Genomic DNA, 17,219 nt, shown 5'->3' on the forward strand with positions numbered 1-17,219 from the left:
TCAACCACTATGCAAGCCGATGACTTCTCCCTTTACTGCTTGTACGGTGAATGGGGGTAAGTCAATTTCCCCCTTCACCGTGTTCACGCCACCATCATTCCTCAGCCAAACTTTGCTGCGTCAATGACCGTATCGTCTTAGGTCATCATGACGATACAAAGAGCAGCATGGCGCGACTTTGCAAACCATCCTTAGTTTGAATCTTCTGGCGACAGAACAGTTATGCTACTGTCCCCTCCGCTGTAGATGGCCCCTCTAGGCCAGTCGATTCCGTCGGAATAGCAAGTTTAGGCGTATCACCGATTGCCTCCAGTGATTCAAGTATGACTTTGTCAAAGCTCGCCAGAGGCGCAAATCGCTTAATTAGTTCAACAGTATCCTTGCCGCCAAAGTCTGATATCTGCTGTAGGCGTAGATCATTCGCGTCGGGGTTGGATGCAATCAGCAAAGCTTGGAGGTAGGAGACATGTAGGTGACGTGCCTCAAGCAAGACTTCTGACCATGTCCTCACCGTGATGTCCGAGTTGTTTTCGTGGATACCTCCCTTATCTGCACCAACCAGCACTCCTGAAACACGAATTTTTGGACTTGTGAACTTAGATCGAATTAAGTAGATATACTCGTCCAGCTGACGATATTCCGCTGGGGTGAGAGTTTTTCCTACTTCTGGTCCTTTTAATTCAAAAACTATAAACTCCTTCTCTTCTCCAGGATCGCTTAAGAAAACAAAGTCTGGTTTGAGAGCATCGGTCTTCTGGGCTGGTACAGCCGGATCTGCGGGCACCCCAGCTTTATCTGCCGCCCTGCAGAGCGTCCTGATATTTTCATTGGCAGAAAGTTTTTCCCATTGGGGACCAAGGAGCCATGGGAAAGATTCGATCAACCTCTGCAAATGGGTTTCAGTCTTATTGGTATCAATCATTTTGCGCATCACCGTAATTGCAGCGATACGCTGAGCCATTGTCACTGCCAACCCCATGGCTTCCGGAACCATGCTTTTCCGCAAGCTCTCGATTAATCCGGCAAAAACTGCTGAATCGGAGTCCATGGAGGAAAAAAGCTTTTGCCAGAGGCTTTGGGTTAGAACTCTTGTGGGCGTATGTGTCCACGCTTCCGCAAAACTACGAGTCGTTTTGTTCTTCGTCTCCTCGTCGTCAGCCAAACTAGGCAGGACTTCATTAAGAAGTTCAGCCAAAGCTTCCTCTTCAGTGCCAGAAAGGCGCGTGCCAGATACTTCTCTGATTCGCTTTATGATCTCGTTCTTTGGTTGCTGAGCGCGCCACTTGCGAAACTCCTCGATCCAATATGATGCTTTTGACTGCCCCCACGCGTGGAATGCTGCGGTTTGTTCAGTATCCCAGTCGATAGAGCGTCGGTCTGTAGAAACCACATCGACCGGGAGTTCATCAAGCCAGTCTGCCTCGATAACACCGTAAATGTATCGACTCATAATCTCCTTACCTTTTAGGTCAAAGAAGAATGGGCGATCCTGTGCGATTTTCCCGTGAGCGTATATCCCGATTCCTGCTTGCTCAATAGACCAGTCGGAGCCTGGAAGATTCACAAAGCGAACCCAGTAGCGAACCTCTTTCGATTCGCCACAAATTTTGATATTTTCAGTCTCTGGCTTGCTATACTCACCGAAGCCAAAACTATGAAGCGGAGGCAGCGCATCTTCAGGGGTAACTTGTTTCCCATTGACCCTTACGTCGAAATCAGCTCTGAGCATGGACACAGTGAATCTCCGACCCATTGACTGAAGCAACTGGTCGATATTCATGGCCTTTTTGAGGGAGGTGTTACTCAAATATACACAGACGCCACCTTCCCCGTCCTGCGCGTTCGATATAAATTGATCGTAAATGGCTTTATCTTCATTCCCCTCTAAACGCGATTTAAGCGCCTCGATGGTGACCCCATCAGCAATGACCTCCGGCTCGTACACACTATTGGAAATCGTCGTGGAGGCTTCTATCAGGCCACTCAAATGGAAGCGAAGCCAATAGACGAGCGGTTCTGGCGCACTCTCTTCCGTCCTGATCTTTGGGTTTGGTAGGGATAAAACATCAACCACTGAGGCAATCCCGAAGCCTGCCAGTTTTCCAATACCCTTACGTCCCATTGGCGAGCGGCCACCTGCGGTTTTATCGCTTGGGGAGTTTCGACGGTTCCGCCCAATGATAAGAAACTCGTCGGTTAGCTCGTTTCTCGTCATTCCCCTTCCGTTGTCTGTAATGACAATGTAGGGCTTTTGATCAGCGCCAGTTTTTAAATCAATAAAGACTTTGGTTGCGTCGGCATCCCAGCTGTTGGACAAAAACTCGGCAACTACATTTGTTGGCTTATTTTGATATAGCTTGATGCCGAGATGTTCAATCACTCGGTTTGAAAACTCAAGCTTGAATGGCTTGTTATTCATTTTTCTTCCTTACTGACTCGGCGCACACTTTGTCTATTGATTCCACAAACTTTGGTGGTGGAGTGTTTCCTATAATTATGCACAACCAACTCCAGCCCTCTATTAACATACTGCCTTGGCGTTACCATTTCTCAGCTTATTAACTCTTAACAGGCCCAAGTTTTTTAACCAAGTCTGATAAAACTGTATTGTTATCGCTCATTTGAACAAGAAAGTCTCGCACAGGCTTCCCTCCAAGTTCACAGATCTGTTGGATACGAGCATCATTTGCGTCTGCATCTGTACCTGATAACAATGCTGCCAAAAGATCCATATGATCTCTACGTGATCTAAGAAGCAAATCTTGCCATTTCTTATAAGTCATTGCATTGCTTTTTTGCTTCTCAATGCCTTCATCAAAATTACGCGCCACCAATATGCCAGTTACATTTGACTTTGAAAACCTAGATTGCAAGAACGTCATATACGAATGAAGTTGATGAAACTCAGGCCATGATGCGGTTGCATCCGGCCCTTTCAATTCAACGACCAAAATATTCGCATCATCTGCATTTGAAAGAAATACAAAATCCGGTTTTGTATAGTCCGTCGGCGTTGATACATGACTAGCCCTCGCCTGAATGAGCCCCTCTTTCTCAGCCTCATCACAAATAGTCTTTAGAGCTCTTCTAGCAAAGAATTTTTCATAACTGTTGTCAAGTATCCATGGAAATTCTTCTATCAGTGTTTGAAGCTGAGTCTCCTTGCCGAGCATAATGTGATTTTCAAGCTGAGTAAGAGCATATACACGCTGTGCAAATACGACTGCGAGTGAAAGACTTTCTGGAACTAGCTGATCAACGAGCCGCTGCACCACTAAGGAAAATTTGTCTGCATCAAAGAGAGAAGCTTCTTCCCAGAGCTTCTTAATTAACTTCCTAGCAGGCTCATGGACCCAGGCACGTACAGCCGCTTCCACAAGCTTTTCTTTATCCTCTGACTCTTTTCCAAGCCGGGGAGTAATGTCAGCAAGTAATTCGACTAAGTGTTCTTTTTCAGAATCTCTAACTTTAAGGTCGGTATTATTTTCAATAACTTTATCTACCAACTTAGTATCTTCCGCTTTCGCCGCCTCCTTTCTATGGCGTTGATATGCATTGATCCAAGCTTTTACTTTCTCCCCGCCCCACTTTTTGAACTCATCAAACTCGGCATCCTCCCAATCAATCGATGTTCTGTCTGTAGAAATCGCATCATATGACAGCTCATCTACCCAGTCCGCCTCAACTACACCATACATATACCTTGAGAAAATCTCATTACCTTTATTTCCAAAAAAGAAGGGACGATCCTGTGCAATTTTTCCATGAGCATATACACCTACACCGGCTTGCTCTTGCGGCCAACTAGCCTCTGCAACAAACCCAACCCAACACTTCACCTCTTTAGGACCGTGACGGGTACTTACTGTCGTAGTTTCAACGCCCTCAGGAGGGATTCTTAGCTCCCATGTCGGAAATGCGTGACTTTCCCCAAGAAGTACTTCATTGACTTCTACCTTAAAGTCCTCTCTTGCAAGAGTTACAGTGAACCTACGTCCCAAGGACTCCATTAATTGCTGTGGTGAAATAGGTCTACGAAGAGTCAACTTTCTCGCAAGCACAAGCGTCCCTGCGCCTTTCTCTTCAATTCTCTCAATAAACCTTTTTACAACCTCTTTCTCTCCATCTGCATCATTGGCATTTATTTGCGCAAGAGGGACATTTCTTGCAATCTCCTTTGGTCTATATACCGTAAGAGATTGTGCTGCACCATGCTCTTCACCAAGCATGTCATCATAGTTAAAGCGTAGCCATGTGGACAGTCCGCTACTTACACTGATTAAGTCAACTTCTTTTGCGACACCGAAAGGGGCCAGCTTGCCAATGCCTTTCCTACCCATAGGGGCTCGTCCACCTATAATCTTACCTCCGGGATCACTTGGATCCCTTTTTGCTTTGCCAACAACGAGATAATTATCCACCAATTTTTGCTCATCCATGCCAACGCCGTTGTCAGCAACGGCAACACTAGTAGGACTTCCATCAGCATCGGTACTTAAATCAATCCACACATTTCTTGCATTTGCATCCCATGAATTAGAAACCAACTCAGCAAGAACATTTGTTGGTTTATTTTGATATAGCTTTAACCCCAAATGTTCGATTACATTATGTGAAAACCTTAACTCTAACGGTGTTACCGGTGAGTTGCCGTAATTTTTATTTTCTTGATCCATCTTTATCACCATTTTATATAAATAAGCTACAAAATATAATCTGCATAATTTTCTAAATCATGATGGCACTATAAAACCCACCTTCATGATCATATATCATTGAATTATCAATTCACGCAAATCGCCCACGTACAAACGCTGGGAAATTAAGTTTCCTGCACAATCTTACCGCCCACTTCCAGACATGGCGGTTTTCAAAAGCTTTATCTCTATGTGGAATTATTCGTGGCAAGCGAGTGAAATTACACATGCCAAAAAAATCTTTCTCTACCAGATTACTCCAGCGGCCGTAATTACTCACCACCCCCTTCAGAACACTCTGTATTACAGCCTCTATAGAGTCATCATCCTTATTAAAGCTTATTGCCAATGTTGACAGTGCATGATTGCCTGACCTCTCAACATCTAGCAAAACAACTGGGCGCACGCTTTTAGAGCTAAACAATGCAATCAGGCATACCCTTTGCCGACGCTCGGTCATCGAAAACATTCCACCCAGAGGTAATTTGCAGAAGCTCATCGAAACCCGCATATCTGGCAGCATGGTTGCCATCAATTGAACCGTCTTTGCCATCGACTCCAGAGTTCCAAGCTGGCTCCATGCAACGGACTCCAGCAATTGTAAATCGATCGGCAGGACATTTGCATTTTCCCCTTGTTGCCCCAGGCTTGCAGGTTCAACCATAGGTACAGATTGGGAGGGGACATCACCCGTTTTTTTTCTCCCCTTGCCCGCGACGGATGGCTTTATTGATGACCAAATTTTTTTGATCTGCACCAGATTAGAGAAACCACTACCTTTCGGGGAGATTGGCAATACCGGCTGATGCTGGTTGGTCCGGGAGCAATTCTTACCTTCAAACACCTTGTACTGCCTGTCCCTTCTCTCAACAGTCGAATCTTTGTAGCCAATCGATGCTGAACCCTTAGGTACTGATGGCCGGTGCACCATTGCCGGATGTGAAAAAGACAGTGACTGGCACGGCAGCTGCCGCCCTGAGACATGCGTCAGCTCTAGCACCAGCCAAATCTCTCCCAGCTGGACTCCACGGAATGTCCAGCTGGAATCAGGAATGTGCGGAGGCATGAAGCTGACATATGGCTTGCCAATGGTAAACCCGTACACGCTCTCCCAGCTCTTGCGTGCGGACTGGTCATACGCCAGCCAGGCAAACTCCTGGACAAAGGCATGGTTTAAGAGACGGACCGGCATCTCACTACTGAAATGGAGCAGCAGCGGAGCCCCCTGCTGGAAGTTCTGCTGCCGATGCAGGGTCATCAGGCTACCTGGTTGCATCAGCGCGTTTGCCAAGGTCTTGTTGTGCACGAACAGGAACCGGATCAGCTCGATCGTCGGAACCAGCAGCGTACCGATGTCAGTTTGATAACGCAGTAAGCGTTGCACCCCACCTTTATTCTCCCCGAAGGGATAAAGCCCAGCAGGCAGGGCATCGGACCCAAGCTCTTCAGCCTTCGCCACATCGGGAACCGTCGCAAAAACTGTCATGCCGGCAGATTGGTATTGAAGCAGCTGGCCCTTTTCAAATCGAGAGCCCAGTGTCAGGAGGGGTAATAACCCAATCGACAAGGCATGCATGTGGAAACGCCCTGACTCCGTCCCTCTCACCACGGTACGGACCTGCCAGCCCTCTTCTGGGTGCCGAAGTAGCCCAGCCAGCCAGTACACCTCGAGGGGCTCGGGCTCTCGCTCGAATGTCTCGATGGTCAGCCTTTGCATGCACGCCCCCCCAACGAATCAAACCATTCTTCATCTTCAGGGCCTGGTGGTACTGGCAACCTCCGGAGGCCAGCTAGCTTCTGCACTCGCCAGGGCATGGGTGCAATGCCTTGCTCCTGTAGTCGCACGATGGCCCACTTCACTCTCCGCCACTGGAAAGCCCCCACCGACTCTACGGCCTGGCGGATCAGTTCTGCTGTGCGGGGTAAACGATGGAGCTTTTTCCCCAGGCAGCCACGCTTGCCCTCTAGTCCCTCCAGCCGGGTCAGTGTGACCCGATGCGGCGGATCCATCGCCATGATCGTTTCGATCCCAGTCCTGATACGGTTGACCCACTCGGCATCCAGGCTGGGCCAATCTTTTTTGCGGCCCCCCACTTCCGCGCAACGCCTGGGTCTCGGTCGCAGCGAGGACTTCCCAGAGGAAGAACGCACGGTCCCCAAAAGTTGCCAAACCGTCTGCAAGCCGAGCCGCCGGCTTTGCCGGCGAATGGTATTCGGGTCAACATGCAACTGGCGGGCAATGCTCCGTAAGCTAACGCCACTGGCTGTGGCTGCATGCAACGCGGCATCAAAGGCTCGCCCGTAGTCCAACGGCCTGTGCCACTCGCTGGGGAGCCCTTCTTCGCTCAGGTGCCGGCAGTATCGGTAGCCGCAGTCACAGCGAAAGACCCCGATTGTGCGTCCACGATTGCGATGAATGCTGGCCTCACTGATCATTGGTTGCCCACAATGACTCTCGAGTGGGTTCAGGCACGGCCAAGGCCCTTTGCCAAAGGGCCGTTCGACGGCCGGGAGAAACTCGAGGAATTGCTGCATCAACAAGTGGCACAGGGGGTGGGGGCTGCTGCGGAGCTTCCTACCAAATGCCATAAGCCAAGTATCGAGGGCGCTGCCACTACGGATCCCCGTTATGCGGCAGAACAGCTCATCACTGAAGCACTCGTGGCATCGCAGGGCCAGCTTGGATTGGTCAATCTTATGGTTGCCGCGCAGGAACCCCCGGTCGGCAAGCATTTCCTGATAAAAGCGACTCCACTCTACCGGTGTTCTAGCGGGGGGCACCTCGCTGAGAAGGCGAACGCTACGCCGTGCAAGATCATGCAAGTGATCCCGGTCTGATGCGGTTTCCCCGCCCCAGCAGGGCTCACTGTTCCGGCAGTTTTCTGAGATTGCGGCAATGAACACATGGCGGTTCTCGCGGCCGAGCGACACCGAGCTCTCTCTCAACGGCACAGCATGGTCCACACAAACCAGTACCCCTGGCAACTGATGGGATCGCCGCCAGTACAGCTCCCCGTAGTCTCCCGCCATCTGAAGCAGGCACTCTGGACAGAAGCGCAGTATGTTCACCACCGGCACCCGGGAGGCCGCCAGCCCCAGCTTTAAATACAGCCCCGATGTCCCCCTCGCCTCCATCGCCTGCCTCGCGTAACCTCGGCGCACTTCATCGGCAAAAGCAAGGAAGTAAGGATATAAGGTCAGCTCCATGATCACGCGGACCCGATTTAAGTCCCGCGAGGTGGGTATGCGCTGTACCAGCAGCTCCAGGTGACCGGGTAAGTCTGGCCTGGCGATCACGTGGCGATCGCCGAACAGGTCGTCCAGAGTCTGCTTGGGGCTGGTTGACCCGGTATGGCGGTGATAGCGTGCCAGCACGCTGTAGAGCAGCTCGTCGGGGTAGATTTGCGGAAAGTACGCCAGCATGGAAGATGTCCTAGGCCGCGAAGTCGGCCAAAGGGGCCTTGATCACCCCGGCCTTGTTCAGGGCCTCGTAAGCACTAAGACCTGCTTGCTTACCCTCCTCGGTAATGCGGCGTAAGTCTTTTTCTGGCAGCGATCCTGCGGGTTGGGTCTTTGCGCGCTTGGGCTTTGGCTTGGTAGGCACCGGGACCGTTCCCTGATGCCACTGGGTCAGGATTGCGCCGACCAAGGTTCGGGGGTCACCAGCAGGATTGGCCGCCAGCGCATCGTCGGTGAACATTCGGGCAACGCTAGCTTCCATCCCCAAGTCGGTGAGCACTCTCACCATAGTATCGCGCGGCCCATCGGATGCAGGGGCCGGAACACAGCTTGCCGGGGGCCGCACGGAGGAAGATATCTGCAACGTCCAGGTATCGAAGAGCCTCTGGACGTGCTCGTGCAGTGGGAGCAGGTCATCAAACTCACTCAACGCTTTCAGGTTGCCGGACTTCAATGCTGCCATCATTGGGGCGATGATCTGGAAGTGTTGCTTAGCGACATGGCGGATCATCGCGGCATCGATGCGCTCGGGCCTGTTCCTGACCGCACGCATTTGGATCACGTACTTTTGCGTCAGCATGAACAGGTTGATGACAACGTCGACGATACCCTGGCTTTCCTCATATAACGCAGTCCGGGTCTCGCTATCCAGCGGGGTGAACTCACGGGTCCATTGCAATTGCCACATCTTCTGGATGAAATAGTCCCAGCTAGAGTTTTGCGGCATACGCTCCCATACCATGGATCCCAGGCCACTTGCCCGCCGAGCCTGACGAAAGTCCTTCTGTAGCAACGGCAACGCGCTCAAGGTGCCGATAAAGATAACCGGGATGGCTACGATATTCACCATGCGAACCAGAAAGGTCATCAGGTCATGGGCGTTGATTCCACTGGCTTCCTGAATATTCTGAATTTCGTCGATCACCAGCACCCCGATGGCATGGAGGCTGGCCACCTGCGCCATGTGCACCAGCATCACGCCGGCAGAGATTCCATCCCGACCGTACTTGGCCAGGTAATTCGTCCCTAGCAAGTGATCGACCTCGGCAAAAAAGCTGATGCACAGGTCCTTGTGTGATCCCCGCGAGGGACAATCCAGCTTGAGCCAAACTATCTGGTGCAGGCTGAATGGCTCGTTGTGGTAGATCACTTGCGGGTACAGCGACAGGACCCGCTCCATGGATTTGGTCTTGCCTACTCCGGAGCATCCAACCAAGGCAAAGCTTGCGGCGGTATTACTGACCTGCTGGCTCCCGGCGCTCAAGTCCTTCTTCTCGATCCGCTCGTAGTTGTTCTGCAAGTGCCGCAAGTAGTCGCCATTGTTGGGGTTCCTACCGACATAGCCTTGGCGCAGCAGCATGGCGAAATGTTGCTCAAGAGCCAGGTGATGCTCCAGCGGTTCGAAGAAACGCTTCAACCGCAACAGGCAATGCGCCCGAATATGGTCGGGGTACTGGCGTTCGGCTTCATCATATATCGCAGGCACCGAGAGAGCGCGGATGCTGGCAGCTGTCGTCAGGATAGGGGGTAGTTGGGCAATGAATGGGTTGTTCTGGTACTCGGGAAGCCAGAGGTGATCATCATTGGCATCAATCATCTCGCCTCCCGTCATTTTTCAGACTGCGTAGTATCTCGGTAATGTCCGGCACGCCGAGGTCTTCAGGTGCATCAGGCCGAAGAGGAATGACCTTGGCGGGTTCCGGCTGGCCGGGGGCCGCCGGCATAAAGCGCTCGCTTTCCCGCTTGGCCTGCTTCTCTTCGGTGCGGTTCTGGCGAATCTTGCTGGTACGTTGCTTGTTGGATTCGGACGAGCTAGGCTTCTGCGCTTCGGCATCGGCCACTATCGACTCGATACGGGATGCCAAGTCGGCGGTTGCCTGATATTGCTTTTGCTTGCCACTATTTGCCTGCTGAGCTTCCTGCTCCTGTCGCTGGGCACTTTCCCAGACAGACATGCCCTTGTCGGCACGGCTCCGATCAGTCAGGTAACACACCTGGTACCCCGCCGTTGCATCGGGATCGTGCAGGTAGATCTCGTCTTTAACCCGGGGATCATAGGAAATTCCTACGCTCCAGCGGCCTCGCTGGCGAGCAATGTCAAACCAGTGTTCCTCGATGGCTTTGGCACAACTGTAGTAGCTACCGAGGAACTTCAATCCGTAAGTGGTCACCGTCGCCGTGCCCACCGGCAGCAGGCAGAAGCGAACTCTGTCTTCCGGCCAACGCCGGAGGGCCCCGTTACAGTTGGCAATGCCCCATTCCCACAGGTCGATTGGGATGGCAGGCACCTCATCCTGAATCATCTGTCGGGTCCGGTCATACCTCTCCAACAAGTGCGAGTTGTTGTAGTACAGAACGCACTCGATGATCACTTGGGTGAACTGGTCCATGTCGAGCGTGGCATCCAGCCGGTAATCACGGCCGCCGCGTTGAGCGTAATCGGTTTCAATATAGCCAGGGGTGTACGCCTTGAACTTTGCCGGTAGCAAACGGAAGCGCTGCTCAACGATACCCTTCCAGTCTGCGCGGTAAGGCGCGGCATTCTCGACGATGACGGCAAAGTTGTTGATCAGGCTTTCGATGTAACGGGACTCGATCTCGCCACGGTCTCCCAACAGGATTCCGGGAAGGAAGTGACATGGCCAATCGGCTTCGCTGATCTCTATGTTGAACTGCCTGCAAAACGCCACCTTGTCACCGGCGGTATTGGCCAGCGCCATCATCGCCCCGACCCATGACGGCCCCTCTAGCCCCACGTAGATGCCCACGATCATCCGGCTGAAAACATCGATCACCACGTACAGCACGGGCCTGCCGATGATCCTGCTACGGTTACATCGCGACAGTAGGTAGACGTCGGCTATGGTGGCATCAATCTGGAAACGAGAACCTGGCCCGCTCACTTCGGCGGTAGACGTCCCAAGCAACCCACGCATGTCTTTATCATAGACGCGTGGCGTACGGCGCTTTCTCTCAATCCCTTGGCGGCCTTCTTTTTCCAGCCAGTAACTAAATTGGCGCAGAGTAGGCGGCCCATCCGGCGAGGTGTCGACATGGGACACCAAACCGGTGTCGGGGTCGATCACCTTGGTAAAATAGAACTCCTTCAACATATCCTGATACGTTGAATGAATAGTGAAGCGCTTGTTCTTGAGATAGTTGCGCTGCAAGGCAATCCGAAAGATTGATAAGTCTCCCTCGGCCAAGCCTCTACCTGAAGAGGTCCCATACTTTCGAGGACGGCCAAGCTTTTTGCCTGTCCCAATGCGAGACTTTCCCTTGCCCCCTGAGTTTATGTAATCAGGGAGAAGCGCATTAGGCGTTTGCCCACGTTGCCAGTAGCGGCGTAGATAACCATAGAGCGTGCGATGAGTTGCAAGCCCTTCTGCAACCACCGCGGCGACCAAGGGGCCTCGCTTAGATCTGTCAAAGATCGCTGGAGTCTTGTTCACTAGCGGTGTTATGAGCCCCCACGCTTTCTCGCGTACTGCTTTTTGCTTTTCACTCCGCTCCTGTCCCACAGGGAGAAACGGATCCGCATCCATCAGCTGTGCCCGTCGCTCGGAGAGGTCCGCAAGCAAGGCCTTGTATTCCCGCATGACGGGCAGCGCAGTAGGGGAGTGAACATCTATGACGAAGGCGATGGACTTTGCCGGGTGGATCCACAGGACACGCAAAATCAAGGGTTCGCCAGCAGTCGGATAAAACAGCAGATCATTGGCCAGAATCATCATGCACTCCTGGACTGCCCAGAGTGAACAGGAGCGGCCATCCTGAGCGTGGACACCGCAGCGAGAGAGTCAAATTCTCGATCGAGATCCATGACCAACTGCTTATTGGCCAGCAGGAAACGTATTACCGTCAGCCCTTCGCCAGACTGAAAGCCATGGGTCTGCTCCAGCCAGCGACAGAAGCCTTTGATTGCCATAGAGCCAGCAGAATGCCAGTTCTCACGGACTACCCTTACTCGATCCTGCCAATACCCCTCGTAAGGCATCTGCGTACCATCAAGCGAACGCATTGGGTGCAACCATTGCAAGTTTTGGACCCGTTCTGCGGGTAGCTCGACATCCGTCACCACTCCCCAGTCTACTTTCTGTAACTCCCAATACCGGCGCTCGATCTCGAATTTCTCTATCACTCTTTTGTCATCGAGCTCGGCATGAGGCTTGAACGTTCGAGCAATGACCCGGCTGCCTGACGCATCAGATACATCCACGACAAAGTCCGTGGTCATAACGAGATCAGTCTGGGTCTGGGTATCGCGTGGATGTGAGACACCAATGTCGGTAGCAATCTGGCGAGTGATCTCCCGATCAAGGGGAAACTGCTCCCGTACGTCGACAACCGAGTCCTCCCAATCAAACATCAGGAACAAGCCGGTCTCGCCATCCGACAGCAGGTGATGAATGCGGGCAGTCTTCCATCCTGATATGCGGCTGACCCTGCCACTTGAAGGGACATCCTGAATGGTCAACCACGGTTTGTAAGCCGCAAGCTGCCCGGTACCCCTACCCTCTGCAAGGTAACGCTGTATCTTGGCTTCATCGAAGCCATAACGCCGCTTAGCCATAGTTTCTCTACTCGCATCACCCACTCATCATAACGCTGGCGTTTGTCGCGTTACAATGGAGTGATTGCCTGGCCGGCAACGCTGCACATGACAGCCATCGTTAGTCAGGGGGAAACCAATGCTACTTTTTCTTGATACAGAATTTACAGACTTCACTGAGCGGGAGCTGATCAGTATCGGCATGGTCAGCGAAGACGGACGACATGAGCTCTATCTTGAGATCCAAGACTTCGATCGCGACAAGTGCAATTCTTTCGTGCGACAAGTCGTCTGGGCTGAGCTTGGACAGATCCACGGAGCAACCGTAAAACGGTCGGAAGTAGCTGAACGCTTACTTCAATGGTTTGTAACGCTACCCCGCAGCGTGAAAATCGCCAGCGACTCGCAGTACGACAGGGACCTGCTTGCCAATGCGCTGGGAGGGGAATGGCCAAAAAATCTGACTGGATGGCTAGATCTCAGGCCGATGATCGATACCACCGTGTTCAATCAAGCAGTGGAGCGCTATCACACCCCAGAGCGGCCATGGCATCACGCGTTGTACGATGCCCGAGCACATCGCGCCGGTTGGTTGGCTTGGATGGATGACAGGAAAAACAAGACCTAGACACCAACTCCTACAAAAAAGGCTGTTCCCCTTAATTATTGGAGTTGTTATCCGAGCCTAGCTCTTGTTATTTTCTTATCAAATACAAAATATCAAAATGCACAATTACGATACACATAATAATTCACCAACAAATTAAATTACGCCATCAATTCCATTAAAAACTGCAACTCTCTGCACCACCACGAGGCCAAAATGACATTTACGTTTTATGCTGATCTACTTGGAATATCAGGGCTATACCGACTCAGTCCAGCCGTCGCACATGAAAAGCTAAACGATTTTTACAACACAACATTTTATTCTCTCAATCCTGATTGGGAACGAGAAAACGATGTTAATGTATTGATGTTTAGTGACAGTATCCTGATAACTGGAAACAATCCAGAGGCCGCATTATATCAGCTATCATGGGTTTACATGAAGCTACTGCATAAAGGACTTCTACTTCGCGGAGCCATTGTTGAAGGCAAACTCAATTATGAGCCACGAATAACAAGAGATACGTTTCAGAAATTACTGCCGGACGACGATACATTGGCAAGGGCAGTTGGCCTCGAAAGTACACATAAAGGGGCAAGGCTATTAATCGAGCCATCTCTTGCTCAAAGCTTACTTAGACAAGAGCCGGACTGGCTTACCCAAGATGGGTACGTTCGAAATGTGCGGGGAACAAATGCAATACCATACGACAATGTTCTTCGCCGCATTACTCCTACGCCCGATGGATCTGCGTATGAGTTGCTATATTTTTGGGCTTGCAGCAACGATCTGAACCATCATGAAACAGATTATCGTCGAAAACGTGACGAGTTAAATGAAATAAGGAAAATGGTTCGTGAGGATATTGGAGAGCACTACAAGGAAACAGGCGCGCTTCTTTCTCGCTGCGAAAGTCGCCAATCCTTCACAGACAAGTATTTTTCTCCTCAGTTTTAGCCTTACCAAAGTTAGCATAATGAGTTTTCCTGACAAGTCCTAAATCAACCAAAGCTTTAAAAGGTCAAATGAGGAAGAAAAAAGCCCGGCAGGTAAACTTGCCGGGCTTTGTTACATCTTTATTGTCTGGGATACATCTTTATTGTTTAAGATAAATATTTATTGTCTGTAAACACTAGTCACGAGCGCCAGATCCACTTACTCCACCGTCACGCTCTTGGCCAGGTTCCGCGGCTTGTCCACATCCGTTCCGCGCGACAGCGCGACATGGTAGGCCAGCATCTGCACCGGGATGGTGTGGACGATGGGGCTGAGGACGCCGACGTGGCGCGGGGTGCGGATCACGTGCACGCCGTCGGATTCGCTGAAGTGGCTGTCGGCGTCGGCGAACACGAACAGCTCGCCGCCGCGGGCGCGCACTTCCTGCATGTTCGACTTCACTTTTTCCAGCAGCGCGTCGTTGGGGGCGATCACCACCACCGGCATGTTCTCGTCCACCAGCGCCAGCGGGCCGTGCTTCAGCTCGCCTGCCGGATAGGCTTCGGCGTGGATGTAGGAGATTTCCTTCAGTTTCAGCGCGCCTTCCAGCGCGATCGGGTAATGCAGGCCGCGGCCGAGGAACAACGCGTCGTCCTTGGCGGCGAAACGCTCGGACCAGGCCTTGATCTGCGGCTCCAGATTCAGCGCGTGCTGCACGCTGCCCGGCAGGTGGCGCAGCTCGTCCAGGTATTGCGCTTCCATCTCGGCGGATACGCGGCCGCGGGTCTTGCCCAGGGTCACCGCCAGCGCGAACAGGCCCACCAGCTGGGTGGTGAAGGCCTTGGTGGAGGCCACGCCGATTTCAGCGCCGGCGCGGGTGTAGAACACCAGGTCGCTGGCGCGCGGGATGGCGGATTCGCGCACATTGCAGATGGACAGCGCGTACTGGTGGCCCAGCTCCTTGGCGTACTTCAGCGCCTCCATGGTGTCCAGCGTTTCGCCGGACTGGGAGATGGTGACGATCAGGTGCTTGGGATTGGCGAAGGCGTCGCGGTAGCGGTATTCGCTGGCGATTTCCACGTCGCACGGCAGGCCGGCTATGCTCTCGATCCAGTACTTGGCGGTGAGGCCGGCGTAGTAGCTGGTGCCGCAGGCCAGGATCTTCACGCCTTCCAGCTGCGGCAGGATGGCCGCGGCGGCCTGGCCGAACAGCTCCGGATTGAAGCCGGCGTCCTGCACCGCTTCGATGGTGTCGGCCAGCGCCTTGGGCTGTTCGTGGATTTCCTTCTGCATGAAGTGGCTGTACGGGCCCAATTCAAGCGATGCCAGCGACACGTCGGACAGATGCACCGGGCGCTCGATGGCCTGGTCGTTCTTGTCCATCAGCTTGACGCCATCGCGGGTGAGGTGGCCGATGTCGCCCTCTTCCAGGAAGATCACGCGGCGGGTGGCGGACAGGATGGCGGAGACGTCGGAGGCGATGAAATTTTCGCCTTCGCCCAGGCCCACCAGCAGCGGGCAACCCATGCGGGCACACACCAGTTCGTCCGGACGGTCCAGCGCGATCACGCCGATGGCGTAGGCGCCGGTCAGCTCGCGGGTGGCTTTCTTCACCGCGTCGAACAGGCTGTCGCCAGCCTGGTAGTAGTGATGCACCAGGTGGGCGATCACTTCGGTGTCGGTTTGCGATTCGAAGGCGTAGCCCAGACCCTTCAGGCGCTGGCGCTGCTCTTCGTGGTTTTCGATGATGCCGTTGTGCACCACCGCGATCTTGCCGAAGGAGATGTGCGGATGGGCGTTGTATTCGGTCACGCCGCCGTGGGTGGCCCAGCGGGTGTGGCCGATGCCGAGCTGGCCTTGCAGGCTTTCCTCGGCGGCGGCGCTTTCCATTTCGGCGACACGGCCGACGCGGCGCACGCGGCGGATTTCGTCGCCGGCCAGCACGGCCACGCCGGCGGAATCATAACCGCGGTATTCCAGACGCTTCAGGCCATCCACCAGGATGGGAACGATATTACGCTTGGCGATGGCGCCAACGATGCCGCACATTATTTTCTCCTTGCACTACTGTCTTGAACTGCGGGCGCGCAAATCAGCGTCACGCCCTTCGCTTGAATCTTGTCTCTGGCGTCTTGCGCCAGGCCATCGTCGGTCACCAGGGTGTGGATCTTGTCCCACGGCAACTCCAGATTGGGAATGCGGCGGCCGATCTTTTCCGACTCCACCATCACGATCACTTCGCGCGCCACTTCGGCCATCACGCGGGACAGGCCCACCAACTCATTGAAGGTGGTGGTGCCGCGCTCCAGGTCTATGCCGTCGGCGCCGATGAACAATTGGTCGAAATCGTAGGAACGCAGCGCCTGTTCGGCGATCTGGCCCTGGAACGACTCCGAATGCGGGTCCCAGGTGCCGCCGGTCATCAGCAGGATGGGTTCGTTCTCCAGCTCGCGCAGTTGGCCGGCCACGTTCAACGAATTGGTCATCACCACCAGGCCGCGCTTGTTGCTCAGCAACGGAATCATCGCGCTGGTGGTGGTGCCGCTGTCGATGATGACGCGATTGTGGTCGCGCAGCCTTTCCGCCGCCGCGCGGGCGATCGCCTGCTTTCGTTTCGAAACTTGACCGACATCCGGCTCCGCCGCCATCTCGCTGGGCAGCGACACCGCGCCGCCATAACGACGCAGGAGCAGACCGCCGGTTTCCAGCAAGGCCAGGTCTTTGCGGATGGTGACCTCGGACGTGGCGAAGCGCTGGGTCAGCTCTTCCACGCTGACTTCGCCCCGCTCCTGCACCAGCGCGGCGATGGCATGGCGGCGCTGCTGAGTGTTTCGTTTTGTCATCACAAGTTTCGTTTCGAAAGTTTTTGAATGATAACGCTCAATCACATGAAAGACAAGATATCCCTAAAGCTCGCACTCGGAGCCCTCGCATCCTCGGCCCCAGCCATCTGGACATAATTCAC

11 protein-coding genes are annotated in these 17,219 nt (G+C 53.3%); 2 read left to right on the forward strand and 9 right to left on the reverse strand.

The features are described 5' to 3' along the window. Positions 1 to 220: 220 nt before the first annotated feature. The 7 genes from ACX17K_RS04345 to ACX17K_RS04375 all read right to left on the reverse strand — a co-directional run bounded on the left by ACX17K_RS04345 (position 221) and on the right by ACX17K_RS04375 (position 12,729). The gene (locus ACX17K_RS04345) at positions 221 to 2,419 is read right to left on the reverse strand and encodes an ATP-binding protein (RefSeq protein ID WP_493773845.1); all 2,199 of its coding nucleotides are present in this window, start codon (positions 2,417 to 2,419) and stop codon (positions 221 to 223) included. A gap of 139 nt (positions 2,420 to 2,558) precedes the next feature. Beyond that, a complete protein-coding gene (locus tag ACX17K_RS04350; protein ID WP_493773846.1) occupies positions 2,559 to 4,676 on the reverse strand; it encodes an ATP-binding protein in 2,118 nt (705 codons plus the stop codon). Positions 4,677 to 4,788: 112 nt separating this feature from the next. After that, complete coding sequence (locus ACX17K_RS04355) at positions 4,789 to 6,414, reverse strand: Tn7-like element transposition protein TnsE (RefSeq protein ID WP_493773847.1); 1,626 nt, start codon at positions 6,412 to 6,414, stop codon at positions 4,789 to 4,791. Beyond that, positions 6,402 to 8,120: a TnsD family Tn7-like transposition protein gene (locus ACX17K_RS04360; RefSeq protein WP_493773848.1), complete on the reverse strand. Its 1,719-nt coding sequence runs from the start codon at positions 8,118 to 8,120 to the stop codon at positions 6,402 to 6,404. Before ACX17K_RS04360 ends, ACX17K_RS04355 begins: the two co-directional genes overlap by 13 nt. 10 nt (positions 8,121 to 8,130) lie before the next feature. Continuing rightward, positions 8,131 to 9,753, reverse strand: a complete 1,623-nt coding sequence (locus ACX17K_RS04365; RefSeq protein WP_493773849.1) for an ATP-binding protein — start codon at positions 9,751 to 9,753, stop codon at positions 8,131 to 8,133. Then, entirely contained in the window at positions 9,746 to 11,890 is a 2,145-nt protein-coding gene (locus ACX17K_RS04370; protein WP_493773850.1) for a TnsB C-terminal domain-containing protein, read from the reverse strand. The genes ACX17K_RS04365 and ACX17K_RS04370 overlap by 8 nt, the downstream gene beginning before the upstream one ends. Further along, positions 11,887 to 12,729: a TnsA endonuclease N-terminal domain-containing protein gene (locus tag ACX17K_RS04375; protein WP_493773851.1), complete on the reverse strand. Its 843-nt coding sequence runs from the start codon at positions 12,727 to 12,729 to the stop codon at positions 11,887 to 11,889. The genes ACX17K_RS04370 and ACX17K_RS04375 overlap by 4 nt, the downstream gene beginning before the upstream one ends. A gap of 118 nt (positions 12,730 to 12,847) precedes the next feature. Between ACX17K_RS04375 and ACX17K_RS04380 the strand changes: the two genes are divergently transcribed. Together ACX17K_RS04380 and ACX17K_RS04385 are read left to right on the forward strand one after the other, a co-directional pair. After that, positions 12,848 to 13,336 (forward strand): hypothetical protein, encoded by a 489-nt coding sequence (locus tag ACX17K_RS04380; protein ID WP_493773852.1) that lies wholly within the window; start codon positions 12,848 to 12,850, stop codon positions 13,334 to 13,336. Positions 13,337 to 13,531: 195 nt separating this feature from the next. Then, a complete protein-coding gene (locus ACX17K_RS04385) occupies positions 13,532 to 14,275 on the forward strand; it encodes a hypothetical protein (protein WP_493773853.1) in 744 nt (247 codons plus the stop codon). A gap of 198 nt (positions 14,276 to 14,473) precedes the next feature. Here the strand turns inward: ACX17K_RS04385 and glmS are convergent, their stop codons facing one another. Next, positions 14,474 to 16,303, reverse strand: a complete 1,830-nt coding sequence (gene glmS, locus ACX17K_RS04390; protein WP_493773854.1) for a glutamine--fructose-6-phosphate transaminase (isomerizing) — start codon at positions 16,301 to 16,303, stop codon at positions 14,474 to 14,476. Continuing rightward, positions 16,303 to 17,097, reverse strand: coding sequence for a DeoR/GlpR family DNA-binding transcription regulator (locus ACX17K_RS04395; protein WP_493773855.1), 795 nt, complete (start codon positions 17,095 to 17,097; stop codon positions 16,303 to 16,305). Before ACX17K_RS04395 ends, glmS begins: the two co-directional genes overlap by 1 nt. Positions 17,098 to 17,219: the final 122 nt, after the last annotated feature.

The sequence above is a fragment of the Chromobacterium sp. INPA-IVC genome, from assembly GCF_059047085.1.

Bases quoted from the DNA above. Each gene is read 5' to 3' on its own strand.
- ACX17K_RS04395 (WP_493773855.1), bottom strand. From the start codon at position 17,097: ATGACAAAACGAAACACTCAGCAGCGCCGCCATGCCATCGCCGCGCTG.
- ACX17K_RS04360 (WP_493773848.1), bottom strand. From the start codon at position 8,120: ATGCTGGCGTACTTTCCGCAAATCTACCCCGACGAGCTGCTCTACAGC.
- glmS (WP_493773854.1), bottom strand. From the start codon at position 16,303: ATGTGCGGCATCGTTGGCGCCATCGCCAAGCGTAATATCGTTCCCATC.
- ACX17K_RS04385 (WP_493773853.1), top strand. From the start codon at position 13,532: ATGACATTTACGTTTTATGCTGATCTACTTGGAATATCAGGGCTATAC.
- ACX17K_RS04350 (WP_493773846.1), bottom strand. From the start codon at position 4,676: ATGGATCAAGAAAATAAAAATTACGGCAACTCACCGGTAACACCGTTA.
- ACX17K_RS04380 (WP_493773852.1), top strand. From the start codon at position 12,848: ATGCTACTTTTTCTTGATACAGAATTTACAGACTTCACTGAGCGGGAG.
- ACX17K_RS04375 (WP_493773851.1), bottom strand. From the start codon at position 12,729: ATGGCTAAGCGGCGTTATGGCTTCGATGAAGCCAAGATACAGCGTTAC.
- ACX17K_RS04345 (WP_493773845.1), bottom strand. From the start codon at position 2,419: ATGAATAACAAGCCATTCAAGCTTGAGTTTTCAAACCGAGTGATTGAA.
- ACX17K_RS04365 (WP_493773849.1), bottom strand. From the start codon at position 9,753: ATGATTGATGCCAATGATGATCACCTCTGGCTTCCCGAGTACCAGAAC.
- ACX17K_RS04355 (WP_493773847.1), bottom strand. From the start codon at position 6,414: ATGCAAAGGCTGACCATCGAGACATTCGAGCGAGAGCCCGAGCCCCTC.
- ACX17K_RS04370 (WP_493773850.1), bottom strand. From the start codon at position 11,890: ATGATGATTCTGGCCAATGATCTGCTGTTTTATCCGACTGCTGGCGAA.